17 protein-coding genes are annotated in these 22,444 nt (G+C 72.0%); 6 read left to right on the top strand and 11 right to left on the bottom strand.

Going from position 1 to position 22,444, the window contains the following annotated elements:
• Positions 1-19: 19 nt before the first annotated feature.
• The 5 genes from AB0L37_RS21420 to AB0L37_RS21400 all read right to left on the bottom strand — a co-directional run bounded on the left by AB0L37_RS21420 (position 20) and on the right by AB0L37_RS21400 (position 7,383).
• Complete coding sequence (locus tag AB0L37_RS21420) at positions 20-2,233, bottom strand: right-handed parallel beta-helix repeat-containing protein (RefSeq protein ID WP_365507562.1); 2,214 nt, start codon at positions 2,231-2,233, stop codon at positions 20-22.
• Entirely contained in the window at positions 2,230-3,699 is a 1,470-nt protein-coding gene (locus AB0L37_RS21415; protein WP_365507559.1) for a M1 family metallopeptidase, read from the bottom strand. Before AB0L37_RS21415 ends, AB0L37_RS21420 begins: the two co-directional genes overlap by 4 nt.
• Positions 3,696-5,414 carry an extracellular solute-binding protein gene (locus AB0L37_RS21410; RefSeq protein WP_365507556.1) on the bottom strand — a complete coding sequence of 573 codons (1,719 nt, stop codon included), beginning with the start codon at positions 5,412-5,414 and terminating at the stop codon, positions 3,696-3,698. Before AB0L37_RS21410 ends, AB0L37_RS21415 begins: the two co-directional genes overlap by 4 nt.
• Positions 5,415-5,483: 69 nt before the next feature.
• A complete protein-coding gene (locus tag AB0L37_RS21405) occupies positions 5,484-6,344 on the bottom strand; it encodes a carbohydrate ABC transporter permease (protein ID WP_365507810.1) in 861 nt (286 codons plus the stop codon).
• An 88-nt stretch (positions 6,345-6,432) separates the two neighbouring features.
• The gene (locus AB0L37_RS21400) at positions 6,433-7,383 is read right to left on the bottom strand and encodes an ABC transporter permease subunit (RefSeq protein ID WP_365507553.1); all 951 of its coding nucleotides are present in this window, start codon (positions 7,381-7,383) and stop codon (positions 6,433-6,435) included.
• Positions 7,384-7,646: 263 nt separating this feature from the next.
• Here AB0L37_RS21400 and AB0L37_RS21395 point away from each other — a divergent pair, with 263 nt between their 5' ends.
• The 5 genes from AB0L37_RS21395 (at position 7,647) to AB0L37_RS21375 (ending at position 15,968) form a co-directional block, all read left to right on the top strand.
• Positions 7,647-8,717 (top strand): hydroxyacid dehydrogenase, encoded by a 1,071-nt coding sequence (locus AB0L37_RS21395; RefSeq protein WP_365507551.1) that lies wholly within the window; start codon positions 7,647-7,649, stop codon positions 8,715-8,717.
• 83 nt (positions 8,718-8,800) lie between these two features.
• A complete protein-coding gene (locus AB0L37_RS21390; protein WP_365507549.1) occupies positions 8,801-9,916 on the top strand; it encodes a LacI family DNA-binding transcriptional regulator in 1,116 nt (371 codons plus the stop codon).
• 336 nt (positions 9,917-10,252) lie between these two features.
• On the top strand, positions 10,253-11,599 hold the full coding sequence (locus AB0L37_RS21385; RefSeq protein ID WP_365507546.1) for a M60 family metallopeptidase: 1,347 nt from the start codon (positions 10,253-10,255) through the stop codon (positions 11,597-11,599).
• A 21-nt stretch (positions 11,600-11,620) separates the two neighbouring features.
• Positions 11,621-14,008, top strand: coding sequence for a polysaccharide lyase 8 family protein (locus tag AB0L37_RS21380; protein WP_365507543.1), 2,388 nt, complete (start codon positions 11,621-11,623; stop codon positions 14,006-14,008).
• A 55-nt stretch (positions 14,009-14,063) separates the two neighbouring features.
• The gene (locus tag AB0L37_RS21375; RefSeq protein WP_365507540.1) at positions 14,064-15,968 is read left to right on the top strand and encodes a DUF2264 domain-containing protein; all 1,905 of its coding nucleotides are present in this window, start codon (positions 14,064-14,066) and stop codon (positions 15,966-15,968) included.
• Positions 15,969-15,976: 8 nt separating this feature from the next.
• Here AB0L37_RS21375 and AB0L37_RS21370 read toward each other — a convergent pair whose 3' ends face one another.
• From AB0L37_RS21370 to AB0L37_RS21350, 5 genes are all read right to left on the bottom strand, one after another.
• Positions 15,977-16,558, bottom strand: coding sequence for a GAF domain-containing protein (locus tag AB0L37_RS21370; RefSeq protein ID WP_365507538.1), 582 nt, complete (start codon positions 16,556-16,558; stop codon positions 15,977-15,979).
• A gap of 13 nt (positions 16,559-16,571) precedes the next feature.
• Positions 16,572-17,171 carry an ATP/GTP-binding protein gene (locus AB0L37_RS21365; RefSeq protein WP_365507535.1) on the bottom strand — a complete coding sequence of 200 codons (600 nt, stop codon included), beginning with the start codon at positions 17,169-17,171 and terminating at the stop codon, positions 16,572-16,574.
• Positions 17,149-17,520, bottom strand: coding sequence for a DUF742 domain-containing protein (locus tag AB0L37_RS21360; protein ID WP_365507533.1), 372 nt, complete (start codon positions 17,518-17,520; stop codon positions 17,149-17,151). Before AB0L37_RS21360 ends, AB0L37_RS21365 begins: the two co-directional genes overlap by 23 nt.
• Before the next feature lie 2 nt (positions 17,521-17,522).
• Positions 17,523-17,957, bottom strand: coding sequence for a roadblock/LC7 domain-containing protein (locus tag AB0L37_RS21355; RefSeq protein WP_365507530.1), 435 nt, complete (start codon positions 17,955-17,957; stop codon positions 17,523-17,525).
• A gap of 107 nt (positions 17,958-18,064) precedes the next feature.
• Positions 18,065-19,903 carry an ATP-binding protein gene (locus tag AB0L37_RS21350; protein ID WP_365507527.1) on the bottom strand — a complete coding sequence of 613 codons (1,839 nt, stop codon included), beginning with the start codon at positions 19,901-19,903 and terminating at the stop codon, positions 18,065-18,067.
• A gap of 246 nt (positions 19,904-20,149) precedes the next feature.
• On the opposite strand from AB0L37_RS21350, the gene AB0L37_RS21345 reads away from it, so the two are divergent.
• Positions 20,150-20,584, top strand: a complete 435-nt coding sequence (locus AB0L37_RS21345) for a VOC family protein (protein ID WP_365507524.1) — start codon at positions 20,150-20,152, stop codon at positions 20,582-20,584.
• A 625-nt stretch (positions 20,585-21,209) separates the two neighbouring features.
• Here AB0L37_RS21345 and AB0L37_RS21340 read toward each other — a convergent pair.
• Positions 21,210-22,439, bottom strand: coding sequence for an MBL fold metallo-hydrolase (locus AB0L37_RS21340; protein WP_365507521.1), 1,230 nt, complete (start codon positions 22,437-22,439; stop codon positions 21,210-21,212).
• Positions 22,440-22,444: the final 5 nt, after the last annotated feature.

Below are 22,444 nucleotides of genomic sequence, written 5' to 3'. Positions count from 1 at the left end.
GTGGCCCCGGCGCCGCCTTCTACGGGTGTACGAGGACGTGCGCGAGGCCGACGCGGCCGGTCCCCGTCAGCCGTACGCGGATGTAGCGGGCGTCCGTGTCGGTGTCGAGGACGGTGGGGCGCAGCGCCTTACCGGTGACGTGGACAGGGGTGGCGTCGGTGAAGCCGGCGTCGGTCGCGAGCTGGACGTCGAACTCCGCGGTCGTCATGGAGGCGTCGTTCCATATCTCCACCTGGCCGATGTGCCGTGCGGCGCCGAGGTCGACCTGCCACCAGGATCCCGCGCCGGCGAGGGTGCGGCTGTCGGTGGAGGTGTCGCCGTCGATCGCGCGCGCCGCCGCGGAGGTGCCGTCGGTCGTGGACTGAGCGGCGGTCCCGTTACGGGCCAGGTCCGGGCGGAGCTGTTCGACGCGGCCGCGTCCGTCGGCGCCCGCGGCCTCGGCGACCTTGAGGGCCTCGGCCGGGAGCCTGTCGAGCTTGGTGTGGTTGCCGCTCATGGTGGAGCCGGTGCCCGCGAGGGCGGGGGCGTCGGTGTCGACCCAGTTGCCGGTGGCGTGGTTGTCGATGCCGTAGTCGGCCCAGTTGGAGACCCATTTGTAGCCGACGCGCGTGATCACGTTGCCGGTGACGGTGATGTGGCTCGACTGTTCGTCGAGGTAGATGCCGTTGCCGTCGCGCTCGGTGTTCCCGTACGCGCTGCGGTTGATGTAGTTCCCGGAGATCACGGTGCCGGGCTGGGCGCCCTGGGTGTAGATGGCGCCGCCGTCGTGCTGTTCGTGCTCGACGCGCATGACGTTCGTGATGCGGTTGTTCGTGATGCGGTTGTCGCGCAGGACGGACGTCCGCGCCTCGGGCTGGTTCCAGCCCCAGCCGACGGAGATGCCGGAGTAGGGCAGGTCGTCGAGGGTGTTGTGGTCGATGGCGGTCTGCGCCTCGTAGCCGGCCCAGATGCCGACGGCGTCCGTGTACTCGACGCCCGTGCGGCGGATCGTGTTGTAGGAGACGGTGTTGCGGGCGCCGGCGAGTTCGGGTTCGGGCCGGGGTTCCGTGTCGCCGATGTACGCGGCCCCTGACGACAGGTCCGAGAAGCGGGAGCGGGTCAGGGTGGAGTCCTGGGTGCCGTGCTCGAACACCACGCCCGCGCCGCCGAGTTGGGCGAACATGGCATGGTCGACGACGACTCGGCGGCCGCCGCGGACGGTGAGGGCGGCGGCCGGCTTGGTGTAGTAGCGGCCCGCGTGGTCGACGGGCCCGGTGGCGCCGGTCAGGGTCAGGCCCGCCTGCATGCCGGCGTAGCCCTCGTCGGTGGACGGCTGCCGGTAGGCGGCGTATGCGAAGCCGAGGCCGGTGATGCGGACGTCGTGGGCGCCGTCGAGGACGAGCAGGTTCTCGGTGACCGGGGTGACGGCCTTGAAGCGGCGCGGGTTCTCGCCCGTGCGCGGCAGGTACGTGACCGTGCGCGCGGCCGAGTCCCAGACGAACTCACCTGGCTGGTCGAGGAGTTCGCGGGCGTTCTCGAAGAAGGCGACCTTGGTGTAGCGGCCCGAGTCGACGGTCGTCGAGTCCCAGGCGGGTCCGGTGCGGTCGGTGCCGGAGGCGGAATTGGTCCAGCAGGGCTGGGCGAACGTCATGAGGTCGCCGCTGACGGACGCGATCCGGCAGTGGTAGTTGCGCCAGCGGACGCGGATCACGGCTTCGGCGTCGGTGGGCCTGGCCCAGGCGGCGATGCCGGTCTTCTCGGCGCCGGTCATGCCGGTCTGGGTGGCATCGCAGAGGGCGGCGGCGCAGGACGTGCCGCGGGCCCGGACGGCCCGCTCGCCGTCGACGAACAGCTGACGCGGGGTGACGCCGTCGGGGACTTTCGCGGTCCAGGTGCCGTCGGTGTTCGCCGTCCAGCCGGTCAGGGCGCGGCCGCCGGACAGGACCGGGGCGGCGCCGGGTGCGGCGGCCCAGGTGACGCCGGAGTCGTCGGGGCCGAGTTTCAGCGGCGTACGCAACGCGTAGGTGCCGTCGGCGAGTTCTACGCGGATGTCGCGGCCGGTGACGGTGCGGGCGGCGTCACGGGCGCCCTCCACCGAGCACGGACGGCCCGCGGTGCAGGTGTCGCCGGAACCGTGCGGGGCGGCGTACAGGATCTTCGGCGCGGCTTCGGCATGGGCCTGCGCGGTGGGCAGCGGGGCCAGGGCGAGCGCGGCCGCTGTGGCGAACACCGCGCGCCTCCAACTCCCCCTCATGACGCGGCCGTCCAGTCGGGGTGACCGGGCATCGGCGGGTTCACGGCACCGAACAGCCAGTCGCGCAGGAACGGGTCGAGCGAACGGTCGCCGGTCACGTCGACGGCGTGGCCGATGAAGTCCTCGCTCGTGACGGTCCGGTCCTTGAAGCGGCGCGGCCACAGGCCCATGATCCGGTCGAACTTCCGCTGCCCGACCTGGAGTTGAAGGGCGTACAGGACGAGGGCGCCGCCGTCGTAGATGTTGGTGCCGCCGAGTCCCTTGGGCCGTCCGGGCGGGCCGTCGCTCGCGCGGATCGCGTCGAGCTTGGCGTAGGTCGCCTTCATCTTGTCGGCCATCCGCGACCAGCCGCGCTCCTCGCTGTAGAGGGCGGCGTAGTACACGGCGGGGCCTTCGTTGAGCCAGGCCTGCTGCCAGTCGTGCGGGGTGACCGAGTCGCCGAACCACTGGTGGGTCAGCTCGTGCACCATCGTGTTCTCGTAGGTGGGGTTGCCGTCGGCGTTGAGCTTGAACCAGTTGGTGCCCATCAGGGTGAGCGTGGAGTTCTCCAGGGCGTCGGTGTAGCCGCCGTAGATGTGCAGCCCGTACACGGAGAAGGGGTACGTCCCGAACTTCGCCTCAAGCCAGGCGAGATGGTCGGGGGTGCGGGCCACGATCGGCGCGTACGTGTCCTCCTCGCCCCGGGGGACGATGTGGCGCAGCGGGAGGCCCGCGTGCGACGTCCCGTACAGATACGTGCCCTTGACGACGGCGATGCCGAGCAGTTCGGTGGGCATCCGCTCGCGCAGCGCGAAGTGCCAGACCGTCGAACCGTCCGGGCGCTTGTCGGTGCCGGTCAACTCGCCGTTGGCGGCGGCGACATAGCCCTCGGGCGCGGAGAGGTGGAAGGTCCACGTGGCCTTGTCGGAGGGGGTGTCGTTGCACGGCAGGAACGTGTCGGCGCGCGAGGACTGCACGGCGGAGGCGAAGCCGCCGTCCGCGCCGAACTTCCAGCCTGACAGGCTCGTCCGGGGTGCCTTGCCGTTGCCGTGGTAGCTGACGGCGATCGTGAACGGGGTGCCCTTGTGGAGCGGTGCGGTCGGGGTGACCGTCAGCTCCTGCCCCGACTTACCTGCGGACAGGGCGAATTGGGCCGCGCGGTCGTTCACTGTGACGGCGTCGATGGTGTGGCCGTCGGTGTCCAGGTTGAACGCGGACAGGTCCTGCGTGGCCTGCGCGTTCATCCGGACCACGGCCGTGAAGTCGTACGTCACGGGTGTGAAGTCGAAGGTCAGGTCGTAGTGGACGACCTGGTAGCCGCCGTTGCCGAGCGTCGGGTAGAGCGGGTCGCCGACGCCGTCGGAGCCGGGGCGCGGGTCGAATCCTTCGGCGGCGAGCGCGGGGGCGCCGAACAGCGGGACGCCGACGGCGGCGGCCACGGCGGCCGACGCGGACCTGCCGAGCAACGCGCGTCTGGTGGTGGTCACTTGGAACCCTTCTTCCCGGAGGCCTGCTTCTCTGATGCCTGCTTCTCTGATGCCTGCTCGAACTCGGCGCGGCACGTGTCGCCGCCCGCCTTGCGCCACTTCTTGACCCAGGAGTCGTACGCGGACAGCGGCTCGCGGCCGGTGACGAAGTCCTTCATGCCGTCGAGATGGATGGTGTAGAGGCTGCCGAGGCCCTTGGAGTCCCAGGTCGGCGAGGAGTAACCCTGGGTCGGGTCCTCGATGAGCATCGGGATGATCTTCGTGTACGCCTCGTGGACGTGCTTGGCCGCGTCCGGGTTGGTCGCGCTGAAGAACGCGGGCGCCGCCGACGCCAGCTTCGACCACGGCACGGTGATGTCCTGAGTGCCCTGCTTGGTGAGGACCGGCGTGCCGTTCTTGTCGCGCCGGTAGTCGGTGCCCTCGACGCCGTACGTGATGAGCGTGTACTCGAGGGAGCCGAACGGCGAGGCCGCGAAGTCGGCGAGGCGCAGGATCTCCTTGACGCGGGCGTCGCTCGCCTTGGTGACGTAGCAGTTCTCCAGCGAGACATTGTCCGTCCAGGCCACCGCGTCCTTGCCGACCGGGACGATCGGCCGGACGTCGAAGGTCTTGTCGATGGCGGCCATGGAGTCGACGTAGCCGGCGCCGGGGGCGAGGTAGGACGGCATGCCGTCGTACACGTACGCGGCCTTGCCGTTCTTGAAGAGGTTCGTGTACTCGGCCTTCTGCGCCCCGGACATCTGGACGGTGCCCGGGTAGTAGCAGCCCGCCTTGTAGAGCTTGGCTGCGGTCTCGATGGCGTACCGGTACTTGTCGTCCTCGATCTGGTAGGTCCACTTGCCGGTCTTGTGGTCCCGCTTCCACAGGTGCTGGGCGCCGGCCGACATGGCGAGCAGGTTCACGCCGCCGCCGGTGAAGAAGTACTGCTTCTTCCTGGAGTCGCTGAGCTCCTTCGCGAGCTCGACGAGCCGCTCGATGCTGTCGATCTGGTCGAGGCTCGTGACGCCCGCCCGCGCGAACAGGTCGGCGCGGTAGAAACCGGCGCCCGCACTGCCGCTTCGGGCGATCGGGATGCCGTAGAGCTTCCCGCCCTTGACCGCGTCGCGCCAGCCGTACTCGGGGATGGCCGCCAGGTTCGGGTAGTCCTTGACCTTGTCGCCGGACAGGTGCGGGCCGAGGTCGGCGCACTTGGCCTGGAGGAACGAGGCCATGTTGTCGACGCCGCCGGTCTCCGGGTACATGAAGATGTCCGGGAGCTGGTCGCCCGCGACCATGGTGGAGAACTTCGCCGGATAGTCGTCGGCGGGCACCGCCGTGAAGTCCACCTCGGTGCCGAGGAGCTTCTCGATGGCCTGCCAGGCGGCGTTCTTGCCGCGCGCGGGCGGCAGCGGGGCGAAGGTCTCGGTGACGGCCGTGATCTTCTTGGCCCCCTTGAGCGGGGTGCCCTTCGTCGCCCGGACCAGGTCCGTCGGGTACTTCAGGAACGCGTTCGGGACGCCGGCCGCGGTGCCGGGCAGATCGGCGTTGATACCGATGGAGCGGACCGTCGTCCTCGGCAGCAGCTTGCCGCCGATGGCGTCGGCCTTCGCCGCGGTACCGCCGTCGCCGCACGCGGCGAGCAGCGGGGCGGCCGCGACCCCGAGGCCGAGGCCCGTGCCCCAGCGGAACAGGGTGCGGCGGTTGACGGGTCGATGAGCAGGGAGGGTGCCGGACATCGGAGAACTCCTCGACAGGAGGGGATGAGAAGAGAGGTGGGGGCGCTTTCCACGGAGGCGCGTCGCCGGTCAGCCCTTGACTGCTCCGGTGAGCACGCCCTTCGTGAAGTACCGCTGGAGGAAGGGGTAGACGAGCAGGATCGGGACGACCGCGATGACGAGGACGGCCATCTGCACGGCCTGCTGCGGGGCCACGACCTCGCCGACCGCCCCGGAGTCGAGGGCCTGCCCCTGGAGGATGAACGTGCGCAGCACCATCGGCAGCGGCCACTTGTCGTTGTCGCCGAGGTACAGCAGGGCGTTGAAGTACGCGTTCCAGTACGCGACCGCGTAGAAGAGCCCGACGACGGCGACGACCGCCTTCGACAACGGCAGCACGACCTGGACGAGGGTGCGCAGGTCGCCCGCGCCGTCGACCTTCGCGGCGTCGTACAGCTCCCCGGGGAGGTTCATGAAGAAGGCGCGCATCACGACGAGGTTGAACGCGCTGACCATCGTGGGCAGCACGAGCGCGGCGAAGGTGTTGTAGAGGCCGAGCTCCTTCACGAGAAGGAAGTTGGGGATGACGCCCGCGTTGAACAGCATCGTGAACAGGGCCGTCATGAGGATGAAGCGGCCACCGACGATGCCGCGCCGCGAGAGCCCGTACGCCATGCCGATGGTGGCGAGCAGGCTGCATCCGGTGCCGAGGACCGTGACCCCGACGCTGACGAACAGAGCGCGGGTGACGCGGCCGCCGGTGAACGCCGTGCGGTAGGCGTCGAGGTTCGGGTGATCGGGCCACAGGACGAGCCCGTTCGAGCGGATGATGTCGCTCTGCGAGGCGAAGCTCGTGCCGATCACGCCGAGCAGCGGGTACGCGACGAGCCCGACGACGAGGACCAGAGCGAGACCCTTGATGACCAGGCCGGCCTTGGTGGGCTTCTCCATCCAGGGCGGCCGGGCCCCGGACGGGCGCAACTCCCCTTCCTGCGGGGCCTGTGGGGCACTTCCCCGGGTCCGGACGGCGGTCGTCGTCTCAGCGGTCAGCACCGCGGTACACCCCTTCATGGCCGAGCCGGTGGGCGAACTTGTTCGCGCCGATGACGAGGACGGTGCCGATCACGGCCTTCACGAGACCGACCGCGGCCGCCGTGCCCCACTGGTTGTCCTTGATCCCGTGGAAGTAGACGTACGTGTCCAGGACCTCGCCGCTGCCCGGGCCGACGGCGTCGCGCTGGAGGAGGATCTGCTCGAAGCCGACGGTCAGGATGTTGCCGAGGTTGAGGATCAGCAAGAGGACCAGGACCGGGGAGAGGCCGGGCAGCGTGACGTGCCAGAAGCGGCGTGCGCGGCCCGCGCCGTCCATGGCCGCCGCCTCGTACAGGCCGCGGTCCACGGAGAGCAGCGCGGCGAGGATGATGATCGTGCCCCAGCCGGCGTCCTTCCACATGACCTGAAGCGCGAGCAGCCAGGGGAACGCGTCGGGGTCGGTCATCATGTCGTAGCGCGGCAGGCCGAGCGCTTCGAGCAGGTCGGGGACGACACCCGCGCCGCCGAGTATCTGCTGGAAGATCGAGACGATGATGACCCAGCCGATGAAGTGCGGCAGGTAGACGACGCTCTGCACGAAGCGGCGCAGTTTGTCGCTGACGATGCTGTTGAGCAGCAGGGCGAGCCCGATCGGCACGGGGAAGAACAGGACCAGCTGGACGAGCGCGATCGTCAGCGTGTTGCCGGTCGCCGACCAGAAGTCGGGGTCGGCGAAGGCGGCGCTGAAGTTGGCGAAGCCGGTCCAGGCGCTGTGCATGTAGCCGAGATAGGGCTGGTAGTCCTGGAACGCCACCATGTAGCCGAGCAGCGGCACGTAGTGGAACACCACGAAATACAGGAAACCCGGCAGGCACAGCAGCAGCATCACCTTGTCGCGCTGGAGACGCTGCCGGAGGGTCTTGCGGGGGACGACGGACGGTGGTGCGGGAACAGTCATGAGGCGGTCCTGTTCGGCCGAAGTGGCGCGATGCGGTAACTCTCCTGCTGCGGCGGCAAGTTAGTAAGCGGTTAACCCTGTCGTCAATAGATGCGGGCAACACCTGCGTGACGCGCACCTCTCACGAGCCCTGCACGACCGGGCATTTCGGCGAAATTGCTGGCAACTCGCAGCAGTGGCGGTGTGGTTGACCTTGACGGTCCCGCATCGGGCTCCCTAGTTTTCGGTAACGCCATAGAATACGTTTACTGTCCGGAGGCAGGGTGCGTACCACTGACGAGGCGCCGGTCGAGGCCACGGCCGCCGACGCCACACCGCCCCCGCGGCGGCCCCGCACGGTTCTCGCGATGGACTCCTCGGTCGTCGACGACGTCTTCCCGCCGTCGGTACGGGCCCGCCTCGAGGAGACCGCCGACATCCAACCCCCTTGTGTCGTACGGGAGTTCGCCAGCAGCACGGCACACGCGGCGCTCGCCGAGTGCGAGGTGCTGCTCACCGGCTGGGGCTGCCCGCCCATCGACACGGCCGTGCTCGACCGCGCACCCCGGCTGCGTGCGGTGATCCACGCCGCCGGCACCGTGAAGACGTTTCTGAGCCGGGACGCCTACGAGCGCGGGATCACCGTCTCCTCGGCGGCAGCCGCCAACGCGGTGCCGGTCGCCGAGTTCACCCTCGCCGCGATCATCCTGGGCGCCAAACGCGCCTTCCCCCTCTCCCATCTCTTCCGCACCCGCCGCACCCACCGCACCGCCGACGACCTGGACCAGCACCACTGGCTCGGCACGCACGGCCTCACGGTCGGCGTCGTCGGCGCCTCGCACATCGGCCGGCGCGTCGTCCGGCTCCTGCGCCCGCTCGACGCCGAGGTCCTGCTCTACGACCCGTACGTGAGCGACGCCGAGGCCGAGCTGCTCGGCGCGACCCGCACCGATCTGGACACCCTGGTCGCGACCAGCGACGTGGTGACCCTGCACGCGCCCGACACGGCCGAGACCCGGCAGCTGCTCGACGCGCGCCGGCTGGATCTGATGCGGCCGGGCACCCTGCTCGTGAACACCGCGCGCGGCCCGCTCGTGGACACCGCCGCGCTGACCGGGCACCTGGTCAGCGGGCGTATCGACGCGGTACTCGACGTCACCGACCCGGAGCCGCTGCCCGCCGACCACCCCCTGTGGGAGCTGCCCAACGTCTTCATCACCCCGCACATGGCGGGCGCCCAGGGCAACGAGGTCGGGCGGCTCGGCGCGCTCGCCGTCGACGAACTGGCCCGGTACGCCCGCGGGGTGCCCCTCAACCATCCCGTGCTCCTGGAGGATCTGGAGCGGATCGCGTGACCGGGCCCGCGCCGCACGCCATAGGCTCTGGTCCGGGCGGAGCACCGACAGCACAACAGCACGACCATCAGGGGGTGGGCCGGATGTCCCGGCAGAGTTCGACGGCGTCCGGCGCGAGCGGCACGGCCGGCGGGCAGCGCCGCGCCACGGTCGTGGACGTGGCCAAGCGCGCGGGTGTGTCCACGGCGACCGTGTCCCGCGTCATGAACCGCAACTATCCGGTCGCCGCCGCCACCCGCGAACGCGTCGAGGAGGCGATGCGCGCGCTCGGCTACGTGGTCAACGCCCACGCCCGCGCGCTCGCCGGGGTCTCCGGCCGCACCGTCGGCATCATCGTGAGCGAGCTGATCGACCCGTTCTACGCGTACATCGCGCGCGGCGTGGAGCGCGAGGCGACCGACGGCGACCGACTGTGCCTGGTCTGCTGCACCCAGGGCGATCCACAGCGGGAGCTGGCCTTCATCGAGCTGATGCACGAGCGGCGCGCGGACGCGGTCGTGCTCGTCGGCGGCAGCGTCGAGGACCGTGCCTACAAGGCCGAACTGGCCCGCCGCGCGCGCGAGTTGGACGCGGGCGGCTCGAAGCTGGTGCTGTGCGGGCGGCCCTCCCTCGGCGACGACGTACCCACGGTCGGCGTGGAGTACGACAACGAGGGCGGCGCCTTCGCCCTCACCGACCACCTGATCACCCAGGGGCACCGGCGGATCCTGTACCTCGGCGGGCCGCCCGGCCTGTCGACGGCCCGCGACCGGCTCGCCGGACACCGGCGCGCGTTGGAGCTGCGCGGCATCGGGCGCGACCCGCGGCTGGAACAGCCCGGCGCGTTCAGCCGCGCCTTCGGCTACCGGCGCATGGCCGAACTCCTGCGGGAGGCACCCGACTTCACCGCCGTCTTCGCCGCGAACGACATCGTCGCGGCGGGCGCGGCCCAGGCCCTGGAGGAGGCCGGCGTACGCGTCCCGCAGGACATGTCGCTGGTGGGCTACGACGACATTCCGGTGGCCCAGGAGCTGCGGCCCCGCCTGACCACGGTCCGGATCCCGCTGGAGGAGATGGGCCGACAGGCGGTCCGGGTCGCGCTCAACGGCGGCGACGAGGACGACTGGCGCGCGCCCACGACCGGCACACTGCGGCTGGGGACGCACATCGTGGTGCGCGATTCGGTGGCGCCGCCCCGGGCGGGACGGCGGCAGGGCTGAGCCGGCTGAGCCCTTTCGCCGCTCGGTCGCGCCTCGCCGCTCGGATGCCCTGGACCGGCCGGTCGCGCCGGGCCCGCCGGTCGCGCCGGGCCGGCCCGTTCCGCTGTGCTGGCCCGTTCCGCTGTGCCGCCCAGTCCCGCTGCGCTGCTCGATTCTGCTCGGATCGGCGCCACTTGACGTAGTAACGAACAGAAACTCCCCGGAACCTCTTGCGGGCAGGTAGCAAACGCTTACATGCTGGCGACGCGGCGCACTCGCCCTGCGTCCGCCCTCCACCGCACCTCCCTGCCGCACCTTCCCCTCCCTGTTCGGATGACCGCAAGGAGACGACTCCGCATGCGCACTCCCGAAGCTCCGTCCCGCCGTACCGTCCTGACCAGCGCCGCGGCCACCGGCGCCGCGATCGCCGTCGGCCTCGGCGCCGGGCCGGCCGCACACGCCGCCGGCGCCGAGGCCCATGCCGATGCGGTGACCGTGGAGCTCAGAGCACGGCCCTCCGCGGAGGCCGAGCGGCTGCGCCTCGGACAGGCGCTGCGCGCCTCCGAGTTCCAGGCCACGGGCCGCTACGCCCTGCCCGGCGCCGCGCTCCGCCTCGACGTGCTGCCGTACGACGACGTGGTGCCGACGCTCTGGATCGGGCAGTGGGACTACTACGGCACGCTCACCGCGCCCCGCAGCTACCCCCTGAAGGCCGGCGCGAACACGGTCACCGACCCGCACGGCGGGCCCGTCTACTTCTCCCTCGCGGGCGACGGGCAGCGCGCGGCGGTCAAGCTGAAGAGCGGCTCCGCCCCGATGCCCGTCTTCACTCTCGGCTCCACCCAAGAGGCCGACTACCAGCGCCAGTTGGACACGTACACCGACGTCCCGCTCGTCGAACTGCACGGCCCCCGGTCCATCGTGACGCTCACCCGGGAGGGCGCGCTGCTCCACCGCGACGAAGACCACGCGGCGCTGCTGCGGCTCCTGGAGCGGATCATCGACGCCGAGTCCGACATCAGCGGCCTCGACGGGTCCAAGCCGGTGCACCGGCCGAAGGCGGGCGGCTACCACTTCACCGAGGTGTCGGTCGTGCCGTCCGGCGTCGGCGCGTACGCCACCCACGGCTACAACGGGTTCCCGCGCGCCTACCTCGACCGGGCCACCACCGTGACCGGCCTGACGACCCGGGGCTGGGGGCTCTACCACGAACTCGGCCATCTGCATCAGCAGTTCGCTTACAAGCCGGGCGGACTCACCGAGGTCACGGTGAACATCTACTCGCTGGCGGTGCAGCGGGCCCTCGGGCAGCCGTCGAACCTGCTGACCGTGACGCCGTCGACCGGGCTGAACTACTTCCAGTCCGCCCAGGCCAAGTTCGGCACGGCGGGGCTCACCTACGAGAAGTCGTTCGGCGCGTACGAGAAGCTCGTGCCGCTGCGGCAGCTGGAGCTCGCGTTCGGGGACGACTTCTGGCCGCGGATGCACCGCCTCGTGCGCGAGGAGAACCCGCAGTCGAGCTACACCGAGAACGACAAGCGCTACCGGGCCCTGGCCACGTACGCCAGCCGCGTCGCCGGCCGGGATCTCACCGACTTCTTCCTCACGACCTGGGCGTTCCCCATCGACGCTCAGGGCCGCGCCGAACTCGCCGCACTCAACCTGCCGAAGCCGGACGTCGACCCGGCCGGCCTGAGCGACTGACGGGAAGGGTGACGAGCGACCATGGACCTCAGCAGACGTCAGACACTCGCTCTCGCGGGTGCGGCCGCCGCGGTGAGCCTGCCCGGCGCCCTCGCGAGCAGCGCCGCCGCGGCCGACGACCCGTACGAGGGCCTGCTCGCGCGGGCCGCGCGGCAGCTCACCGGCGGCACCTTCGACCCGGACGACACCGACTTCGCCGCCGCGCTCACGGCACTGGACACCCAGGCCGCCACCTGGTGGCGACAGATCGACACGTCGGCCGGGCGCACGGCGCTGTGGGCGGACCTGGCCCCTGCCTCCGACCCCGGCATGTTCGGCCAGAGCTACCAGCGGCTGCGCACCCTGGCCACCGCGTGGGCCACGCCCGGCACCTCGCTGACCGGCGAGCCCACGGTGCTCGCCGGGCTGCTCGGCGCCCTGCGCTTCCTGCACACCACCGGCTACCACCCGGCCCGCTCCGAGTCCGGCAACTGGTGGTTCTGGGAGATCGGCGCGCCCAGGGCGCTGATGGACACCTGCGTCCTGCTGCGGGCCTCGCTCCCGGCCGACGACCTCGACGCCTACCTGAAGACGGTCGCCCGGTTCGTCCCGAACCCGGACCGGCGCACCAACTCCCCCGGCCTCGCCGAGACCGGTGCCAACCGCGCCGACAAGGCCGTCATCGTCGCGCTGCGCGGGCTGCTCGCCCGGGACGCGGCCGTGGTCGCGCTGGCCCGCGACGGCCTGTCCGACGTCCGCGACCAGGGCCGCAACAGTCTGTTCCGGTACGTCACTTCGGGCGACGGCTTCTACGCGGACGGCTCGTTCGTCCAGCACGACTCCGTCGCCTACACGGGAACGTACGGCAGCGTGCTGCTCGGCAGCGTGGGGCAGCTCATCGCGCTGCTGGCCGGCTCGGAGCACGCGGTCACGGACCCGGCCGTCTCGGTGCTCCACGACGCCGTCGACCGGACCTTCGCACCGGTTCTCTTCGACGGCCTGATGATGGACGCGGTGCGCGGCCGGGCGATCTCCCGGGAGCGGGCCCGCGACCACACCGACGGCGCCGTCACCGTCTCGTACATCCTCCAACTCGCGGAGGGCGCACCGCAGTCGTACGCGGAGCGCTGGCGCGCGGCGGCCAAGGGCTGGATCCTGCGCAACCGCGAGACGCCGTACGCGACGCTCGTCGGCATCCCCGCGCTCGCCCGCGCCAAGGCGGTCCTCGACGATCCGGCGGTGCTCCCCGCCGACCGGCTCACCGGCCACTTCGTCTTCGCCGGCATGGACCGGGTCGTGCACCGCAGGCCCGGCTGGGCGTGCGCCCTGGCGCTGTCCTCGAAGCGCATCGCCGCGTACGAGGCGGGCAACGGCGAGAACCTGCACGGCTGGTACACCGGCGACGGCATGACGTACCTGTACGAAGGCGACGACCTCGACGCCTTCGGGGACGGCTTCTGGCCGACCGTCGATCCGTACCGACTGCCGGGGACGACGGTGGACACCCGCGCGCGGGCCGACCTCGGGACCGGGGGCGGGACGGGCACGATGCGGCCCAAGAACGCGGTCGCGGGCGGCGCCGTCCTCAACGGCCGGTACGGGGCCGCGGCGATGGAGCTGATCGCCGACGGGTCGACGCTGCGCGCCAAGAAGGCCTGGTTCTTCGTGGACAACGCGGTCGTCGCCCTGGGCGCGGGCATCACGGCGAGCGACGGCCGCACCGTCGAGACGATCGTGGAGAACCGGAACCTGCACGCCGAGGGCGCGCCCCGCCTCACCGTCGACGGACACCCGCAACCCGCGGAGCCGGGCTGGTCGGCGGCGCTGACCGACGCCTCCTGGGCCCACCTGGAAGGCACCGGCGGCTACGTCTTCCCGGCCGGCGGCCCCCTGCACGCGCTCCGCGAAGAGCGCACCGGCACCTGGCGCTCCCTCAACACCGGCGCCGACACCGGCGGCAGCACCGCCCCCGTCATCCGCCGCTACGCCACGCTCTGGTTCGATCACGGCCCCTCCCCCACGTCCGCTTCCTGTGCCTACGTCCTGCTGCCGGGCGCCACCGCCACCGCTACGGGCGCCTGGTCCCGGTCCCGGCCGGTGCGCGTCGTCGCCAACGACACGACGGTCCAGGCGGTCGAGTCGCCCCGGCTCGGGCTGCTCGCCGTGCACTTCTGGGCGGCGGGCGCGGTCGGCGGGCTGCGCGCGGACGGCCCCTGCACCGTCCTCGTCCGCCGCCGCGACGACGGGATCTCGGTGGCGCTCGCCGATCCCGGCCGCACGGCGACGACCGTCACCGTCCAACTCCCGTTCCCCGTACGGCAGGTGGTGCGGGCCGACGACACGGTGCAGGTCGCACCCGGCCGCCGTCCCGTGGTCACCGTCCGCGTCGCGGGCTCCCGCGGCCGTACGCACACCGCCGAACTCGTCTGATCCGCGGCCACCGCCCCGGCCGCGGAGCCCCGAACCGAGGAGCAAGCGAACCGCCATGCCCGCCCCGTACTTCTCCCTGCCGCCCACCGACCGTGTCCGCTCCCCCCGGACGGGCTGGACGCGGGCGCACTGGGAGGCCCTGGCCGACCGCCAGCTGGACGCGCTCGTCCCGTACGCGACCCCCGGTTTCGCGCAGTACCGGCTGCCGGGGCGGGCCAGTTGGTCCGGGGTCGTCTCGGACGGGCTCGAAGGCTTCGCTCGGACATTTCTGCTGGCCTCCTTCCGGATCGCGGGCGCGGGCGGCGGCGATGGCCCCGACGCGGCCGCCGTCTCCCACCTGATCGAAAGGTATACGGAGGGTCTGACAACGGGCACGGACCGTGACAGTGGCGAGGCCTGGCCCGAACTCACCGACTGCTCCCAACAGATGGTGGAGGCCGCCTCGATCGCCGTCGCGCTGCACGAGACACGCCCCTGGATCTGGGACCGGCTCGACGTCCGGGTGCAGGAGCGGGTCGTCGAGTGGTTCTCCGGTTTCGTCGGCGGACGCACCTGGGACAACAACTGGCGCCTGTTCCAAGTGGTGTCGGAGCAGTTCCTCGCGTCCGTCGGCGCTCCCTACAGCCAGAGCGACATCGACGGCGGCCTGGACCGGATCGAGGACTGGTACGTCGGCGACGGCTGGTACACCGACGGCGACGGCCGCAACTTCGACTACTACATCGGCTGGGCCCTGCACCTGTATCCGCTGCTGTGGTCACGGATCGCCGGCGAGGACCCCGATACCGGCCGCACCAAGGTCTACCGGGAGCGCCTCGGCCAGTTCCTCGCCACCTACCCGCAGTTCTTCGGCGGCGACGGCGCCCCCGTGCACCAGGGCCGCTCGCTCACGTACCGGTTCGCGGCGACGGCGCCCGTGTGGATGGGCGCGCTCGCGGACTGCACGCCGCTCGCGCCCGGCCTCACCCGGCGCCTCGCGTCCGGTGCGGCCCGGCACTTCGTGGAGCGCGGCGTGCCGGACGAACGGGGGCTGCTGCCGCTGGGCTGGTACGACACGTTCCTGCCCGCGACCCAGGCGTATTCGGGGCCCGCGTCACCGTACTGGGCGAGCAAGGGCTTCGCGGGACTTCTGCTGCCCGCCGATCACCCGGTGTGGACGGAGCGTGAACTCCCGCTCCCCGTCGAGGAGTCCGCGCAGTACACGGCGCTGCCCGCGCCGGGCTGGCTGCTGCACGGCACGCCGCACGACGGCATCGTCCGGCTGATCAACCACGGCAGCGACCACAACCCCCTGGAAGGCCCGGCCGAGGACGATCCGCACTACGCGAAGCTCGCCTACTCCACGGCGGCCGCGCCCGAGTCCGCGCCGCACGCCTGGGCCCGCACGGTCGACAACCACCTCGCGCTGCTCGCGCCCGACGGCACCCCGTCGCGCCGCCGCCGCATCCATCCGCTCACCTGCGAGGGGCGCCGCGCCTCCTCCCGTCACGACGCTCAACTCCCGGGCAGCGACGAAGAGTTCCCGATCGAGTCGACGAGTGTGCTGCACGGGCCGTGGGAGCTGCGGGTGCACCGGGTGCGGGCCGCCGCGGGCCTGACCGTGCGCGAGGGCGGTCACGCGGTGGCCGACGCCGTCCGGCCGCAGGGCGAACTCGGCCCCGGCTGGGCCCTGACGCGTACGGAGTCGGGGCTGACGAGCGCCGTGGTCGCGCTGTACGGCTGGGACGAGGAGACCGGGATCGCCCGCGAGGTCGAGGCCAACGCCTTCGGCCCGCATTCGGCCACCCCGTACCTCCGCGCGGCGCACCACCCGGGCGGTACGAGCGTCCACGTCACGCTGGTGGCCCTGACCCGTGACGTGGTGCACCCGCGGGCCCTGCGGGAGTCGGTCAACTGCACGGTGGAGGAGGACGGCGCGGTCCGGATCACGTTCCCCGACGGTGACACCGTCACGGCGTGAAGCCCAGGTCACAGCAGGGTGTCGCCGCGCACCCGGATCATGTCCATCACCTCGCCCGCCATCGCCTTGATGGTCGCGAGTCCGGCCCGCCCCCAGGGCCGCGGTTCGGTGTCCACCACGCATACGGTGCCGAGCGCGAGCCCCGTACGGTCGTCGATCAGCGGGGCGCCCAGGTAGGAGCGGATGCCGATCTCGTCGACCACAGGGTTGCCCGCGAATCGCGGGTAGTCGCACACGTCTTCAAGGACGAGTGCCTTGCGGCGCACGACTACATGGGGGCAGTAGCCGTGATCGCGTGCCATATAGCGGCTCGCCGAGCCCGCTGCCGACTCCGCTGCCACCGCGCCCAGTTCGCCGCCCCGGTGGTCGCCGTCGGGCGTGTGCAGGCCGGCGAAGAACTGCCGGTTCTCGTCGATGAAGTTGACCATCGCGTAAGGCGCCCCGGTGACGCCCGCGAGCCGGTCGGCGAAGAGGTCGAAGGTGCGCTCGGGGCGCCGCCCGAGGTCGAGCCTGCGCAGCCGCCGCGCCCGCTCGGGGCCTTCCTTGTCGACCGGGGTGAGCAGCAGACGCCCGGCCGCGTCGTAGGTCACGTGTGTGCTCCTGTCACGTGTGGGCCCCGAAGCTGGGCGCCGCCGGCGCGGCGTGCGCCAGCAGGTGCCTGACCAGGGTGAGCAGCGTCTGGATGCCGGAACTCGAGATGCGTGCGTCGCAGCGGACCACCGGGACCTGGGGGTCGAGGTCGATGGCGGCGCGCACCTCCTCCGGTTCGTAGCGGTACGCGCCGTCGAACTCGTTGACCGCCACGATGAACCCCATGCCGCGCTCCTCGAAGAAGTCGACGGCGGCGAAGCAGTCCTCCAGGCGCCGGGTGTCGGCGAGGATCACGGCCCCCAGGGCGCCTTCGGAGAGCTCGTCCCACATGAACCAGAAGCGTTCCTGCCCCGGGGTGCCGAACAGGTACAGCACATGCTCCGGGTCCAGCGTGATCCGCCCGAAGTCCATCGCGACCGTCGTCTCGACCTTGTTCTCGATGCCCTCGAGATCGTCGGTCGCTGCGCTGACGGTGGTGAGCAGCTCTTCCGTGCTGAGCGGTGCGATCTCGCTGACCGCCCCGACGAAGGTCGTCTTTCCGACGCCGAACCCGCCCGCCACCAAGATCTTCAGCGCAGTGGGGAACAGCTCAGAGCTGTCGTCGTAGTCCATCGAGCACTGCCTCCAGTAGGGACCGGTCAGTGGGGTTTTCGTGGAACGTGGGGGGCTTGGTGGTGATCGCCCCGCAGTCGACGAGGTCCGAGAGAAGCACCTTGGTGACGACTGCGGGGAGTTTCAGATGGCCGGCGATCTCCGCGACCGACGTGGGCTGGGCACACAGGTCGAGCGCCTGGCTGTGTTCGGGGCCCAGGTAGCCGAGGGGGGTTGCCCCGGTGGCCATGACCAGGGACAGCAGATCCATCGACGTGCTCGGCCGGGTGCGCCCGTTGCTGACCGTGTAGGGGCGAACGAGGCGGCCGGCCGCGCCGTCGAGCCATGGCCCGTCCTGCGGGGCCGCCACGCTCAATTCCTCATCGCCGTGGGCTCGGCCGAGGGCTGCCGCGGTGCCGTCACCAGGTAGGGCCGCACGCTCTTGACGAGCATGGCCATCTCGTAGCCGAGGACGGCGGCGTCGGCCTCCCGTCCGGCGAGCACGGCGAGGCAGGTGCCGGAGCCCGCGGTCGACACGAACAGCAGCGTGGAGTCCAGCTCCACGACCACCTGCCGTACGTCGCCACCGTCGCCGAACCGGACTCCGGCGCTGCGGCCGAGCGAGTAGAGGCCCGACGCGAGGGCCGCCATGTGGTCGGCGCTGTCGGGGTCGAGTCCGTGCACGGACTTGACGAGGCCGTCGGAGGAGAGGAGCACGGCGCTGTGGGTGTGGGGTACGCGCTGGACGAGGCCGCTCATCAGCCAGTCGAGATCGGACACATGACCCGTCGGCACATCGCTCGCCATGGGGGATCGACTCCTTGTCGGACTGCTGGGGGTGGTGCTGGTCGGGTGGGGGGCGTGGTGGGGGCCCGCGGGTATCGCCCCGCCGTGCGGGGCCGTCGCGGCGGTGGTCATGTACTGCTCCCGCTCTCGTCGTCACGGAGCGGCGCCTCCCGTGACAGCTCGCGCGGTTCGGCCGCCTCGGCGAGCGTGATGCCGCGCTGGAACGCCGCCATGAGCCCGGGGTCGTGACCGACCGGAGGTTCGTCGTCGGGCCGCTCCGCGGGGCCTCCGCGCAGTTGGGGCGCGAGGTGTTCCTGGGCTCTGCGCCTGGGGAGCTGCGGGCGTCCGATGGTGCCGCGGACCGCGCCGCCGAGCGGGGTCGGCGGTGTCACCGTGTGCTCGTCGGCGAGTTGCCGGTCCTCGGGGCGGATGCCGGGCAGGGCGTCGGCGGGGGTGGGCCGCGGGTCGCCCGCGGTGCGCTGCGGCAGGGGTGCGGCGCCGGGCGGCGCGAGGGGCGACTCGGTGCGCGGCTGTCGGGGCACCCCGGGCACCGGGGTGTTCGGGACGGCGCGTACGGGCGACGGCGTCTCGCGCGGTGCGGCGGTCACCGGCTGCGGCGCCTCGCGCGGGACCGCCGTGGGATAGGCGGCAGCGCTCCGGCCGTTCGCGGCGGCGGCCTGCGGGCCGAGCATGCTGTCGGCGGTCGCCGCGGCGGCGGCCCTGCGGACGTGCGGGGTCCGCTCGCCCTCGTCGTCGCGGTCGGTGCCGAGCAGCCCCTGCGGGAGGACGAGAACGGCCTGCACGCCTCCGTAGATGTTGGTCTGGAGCCGTACGGTGATGCCGTGCCGCCGCGCGAGCTGCGAGACCACGAACAGGCCGATGCGGCCGTCCTGGAGCAGGCTCGCGACGTTGACCTGGTCGGGGTCGGCCAACAGGGCGTTCATCTTGTTCTGCTCGGTGACCGGCATGCCGAGGCCGCGGTCCTCGACCTCGACGGCGAGTCCGGCGGTCACCAGGTTGGCGCGGAGCAGCACTTGGGTGTGCGGGGCGGAGAACACCGTGGCGTTCTCGACGAGTTCGGCGAGGAGGTGGATGCAGTCGGCGACGGCGTGCCCGCGCAGCGTGCCGTCGATCGGCGGGACGAGCTTGACCCGCGAGTACTGCTCGACCTCGGCGATGGCGGAGCGCATCACCTCGGTCATGGAGACGGGGTGGCTCCACTGGCGCCGGGACACGGCGCCGCCGAGCACCGCGAGGTTCTCGGCGTGCCGCCGGATGCGGGTGGCCAGGTGGTCGACATGGAAGAGGCCCTTGAGGAGATCGGGGTCCTCCACCTCGTTCTCCAGGTCGTCGAGGATGGAGATCTCGCGGTGCACCAGGGACTGGAGGCGCCGCGCGAGGTTCACGAAGACCTCGACCTTCTGCTGGCTGCCTGCCTGGCTGGAGAGCTGCGTGGCCTGGACGACGGCGGTGACGGCGACGTCCTGGGAGCGCGCGAGGTCGGCGGCGAGCTTGTCGAAGTCGTCGGCCCCCGAGCCGACCGGCGTGTGGGTGCGGCGCGGCGGCGGTCCTTCGCCCTTGCGCAACTTCTCGACGAGGCCGCGCAGTTCGGCCTGGCCGCGGGCGGTGCTGCGGCGCAGCCCGACGACCCGGTCGCGGACGGCGGTGGCCGCGCGGTCGGCGGCGATGGCGGCGATGACGATGCCGGCGGCCGTGACGAGGCAGGCCCCGGCGAGCACGGCCCACAGGGCGGGGCTGGGCCGGACGCCGGTGGAGCGGATGACGAACAGCACGGCGGCGCAGGCGCTGAGGGCCACCGCGAGCGGTGGCAGCACGGCGAGTCGCAGCAGTTGAGGGCGTATGTGGGTCTCGGCCTGGCGCGGCGCGGCGGCCCGCCCGGCCGGCCTGCCGTGCCGACCGCCTTCGCGGCGGTCTGCGCGGGCGGCCGGCTGGCGAAGCTGAGACATACGGGTCCTCGTCCTCGGTTCTCTCGGGGTGTCGGTCGGCGGTTCACGACGGCAGGCAGCGCGACCGGGTGTCGCGCGGCGGGCACTCACGGTAGTCGTCAACGCCTCATGTGCGGTGGGCAGTTGCCAAACTCCGGCGGCCGAGGTCCCGCTCTGGTATGAGCCCTCGTACGACAGTCCGAATACTCCGCCGGACAGGTGTTCGCCGAGGCCGGACTGTCAGTGGGCTCCCGTACGGTCGGTTTCATGACGACGGGATTCGACCTCACGCTGGACTGCGCGGACGCGACGCTGCTCGCCGACTTCTGGAAGACGGCGCTCGGTTACGTGGACGAGCCCCCGCCCGCGCCGTTCGCGACGCGCGAGGAGTGGCTCGCGTCGTTCGGGCCGCCGGAGGACGAGGAGGAGGACGACGGCGCGTGGCTGTGTTCCCCGGACGGCACGGGCCCGCGGCTGTCGATCCTGAAGGTGCGCGAGGCGAAGACGGCGAAGAACAGACTGCACATCGACGTACGGGTGCCCGGGCACGGTTCGCCCGCCGAGCGCTGGGCGCGGATCGTGGCGAAGGCGGACCGGCTGGTGCGCGCGGGCGGCACGATCCTGGAGGAGTTCGACGGCCACCACATCGTGATGGCCGACCCGGAGGGGAACGAGTTCTGTGTGGCCGCGGCCCCGCGCTGACGGCGGGCGGTCACGGCCACCGGATCTCGCCGTCGCCGCGGTGCACGTGCCCGCCCCGTGTCACCACGTCGGCCCGGCCGAGGGTGCGCAGCGCTCCAGAGCCGTCGGGGCGCCCGGTGAGCAGCCGGCTCCCGAAGAACGCGCCGCCGCCGACGGCGAGTCGGCCCAGAGCCGTGGGTCAGACGCCGAGCAGCCGGAGGTTGCCGGAGAGCGGCTGGGCGTGGCTGTGCGTGTGGCCGACAGCTGGGTCAGCGGGCGCAGCCCGTCGTGCTCGTCCCGCAGACCGCCCCCGCAGACCGCTGCGCCCGTCCGTATGGGCGACGAGCGTGATGCGGCAGTTGTCGACGGGGGGCCAACGGCGCGCGGTGGGCGGGTCAATGACCCGATACCGAGGGGTGTGCGGCGTTCCCGGCGCGAGGGCGACGGCGGGCAGCCCGCGATTCTCGGCCCACGCGCCGCAGGCGCGGCTCGGCCCACGCGCCATAGGCGCGGCTCGGCCCACGCGCCGTAGGCGCCGCTCGGCTACGGGCTGCGGTTCGTCACGCCCCTCCGGCTTCACAGAGGAGCCCGGGTCCGCACCAGCGCGCACGCTCGGACAGCGCGCCGGAGGGCGGACCCGGCGCCCTCAGCGGTCTCCCGCGAGATCCAGCTCGCCCTCGACCGGCCGCGCCGCCACCGGCGCCTCGTCCTCGCTCGGGCGCCACGGGTGTGCGAGAGGCGCGGAGACCGCCCGCCACCACGGCTCGGTCGGCAGCGCTCCGGCCGGCTCGAAGGGCTCGCCGGGCCGCGGCAGGGCAAGGGGCTGCTCCGCCTCCTGCGCCGCGTCGGCGGTCCACTCGCCCGGCTCGGCCCAGGCGTGCAGCGACAGATTGAAGGTGCCCCAGTGGATGGGCATCAGGACGCCGCGCGGCGCGCCGCCCTGGAGATCCAGGTGGGCCCGCACGCCTTCGGCGGGCGTCATGTGGATGTCGGGCCACGCCCCGGGCAGCGGGGTGCGCCCGGTGTGGCCGTCGCGCCAGTGGTTGGAGTAGGCACCGATCTGGATCATGGTCAGGTCGAACGGACCGTGCTCGGCGCCGATGTCCTTGAAGCCGGGGAAGTAGCCGGTGTCACCGCTGTGGTAGATCCGGTGGTCGGGCCCCGCCACGACCCACGACGCCCACAGCGTGTGCTGCGGATTGCGCATGCCGCGGCCGCAGAAGTGGCGGGCCGGGGTGGCCGTGAGGGTCACGCCGCCGACCTCGGCCGACTCGTGCCAGTCCAGCTCGCGCAGCCGGTCGGCCGGGACGCCCCAGTGCTCCAGGTGGGCGCCCACGCCGAGCGGCACCGCGAACAGGGTGTCGGTGCCGGCCAGCTCCTTGATCGTGGGCATGTCGAGATGGTCGTAGTGGTCGTGCGAGATGACGACGACGTCGACCGGTCCGAGCGCGGCGAGCGGCAGCGGCGCGGGGTGCAGCCGCTTGGGGCCGGCGAAGGAGAACGGGGAGCAGCGCTCGCCCCAGACCGGGTCGAAGAGCACGCGCACGCCGTCGATCTCGGCGAGCACGCTGGAATGCCCCATCCAGGTGATCCGCAGCCCGTCGGCGGAGGGCTTCGACAGGTCGGCGAGGGTCGTGGCGTGCACCGGGATCGTGCCCGTGGGAGCCCGCAGGGCGCGCTCCTCCTTGCGGAAGAAGACCTTCGCAAAGTCGATCATGGAGCCGTCCGGCCGGATCTTGGCGGCCTGCGGGTTCTGGAAGGTGCCGTCGGAGAAGTTCGGCGACTTACGGATGCGCTCCAGGCGCGCGCCCGTCGACTCGGCGCCGAAGGCAGCGGGCCGCAACGAACGCGGTCCGGAACTCAGGGAACGTGACACGACGC

Source organism: Streptomyces sp. NPDC052225 (assembly GCF_040679615.1).
Classification (GTDB): domain Bacteria; phylum Actinomycetota; class Actinomycetes; order Streptomycetales; family Streptomycetaceae; genus Streptomyces.
This window is presented reverse-complemented; position numbering and strand designations above follow the sequence as displayed.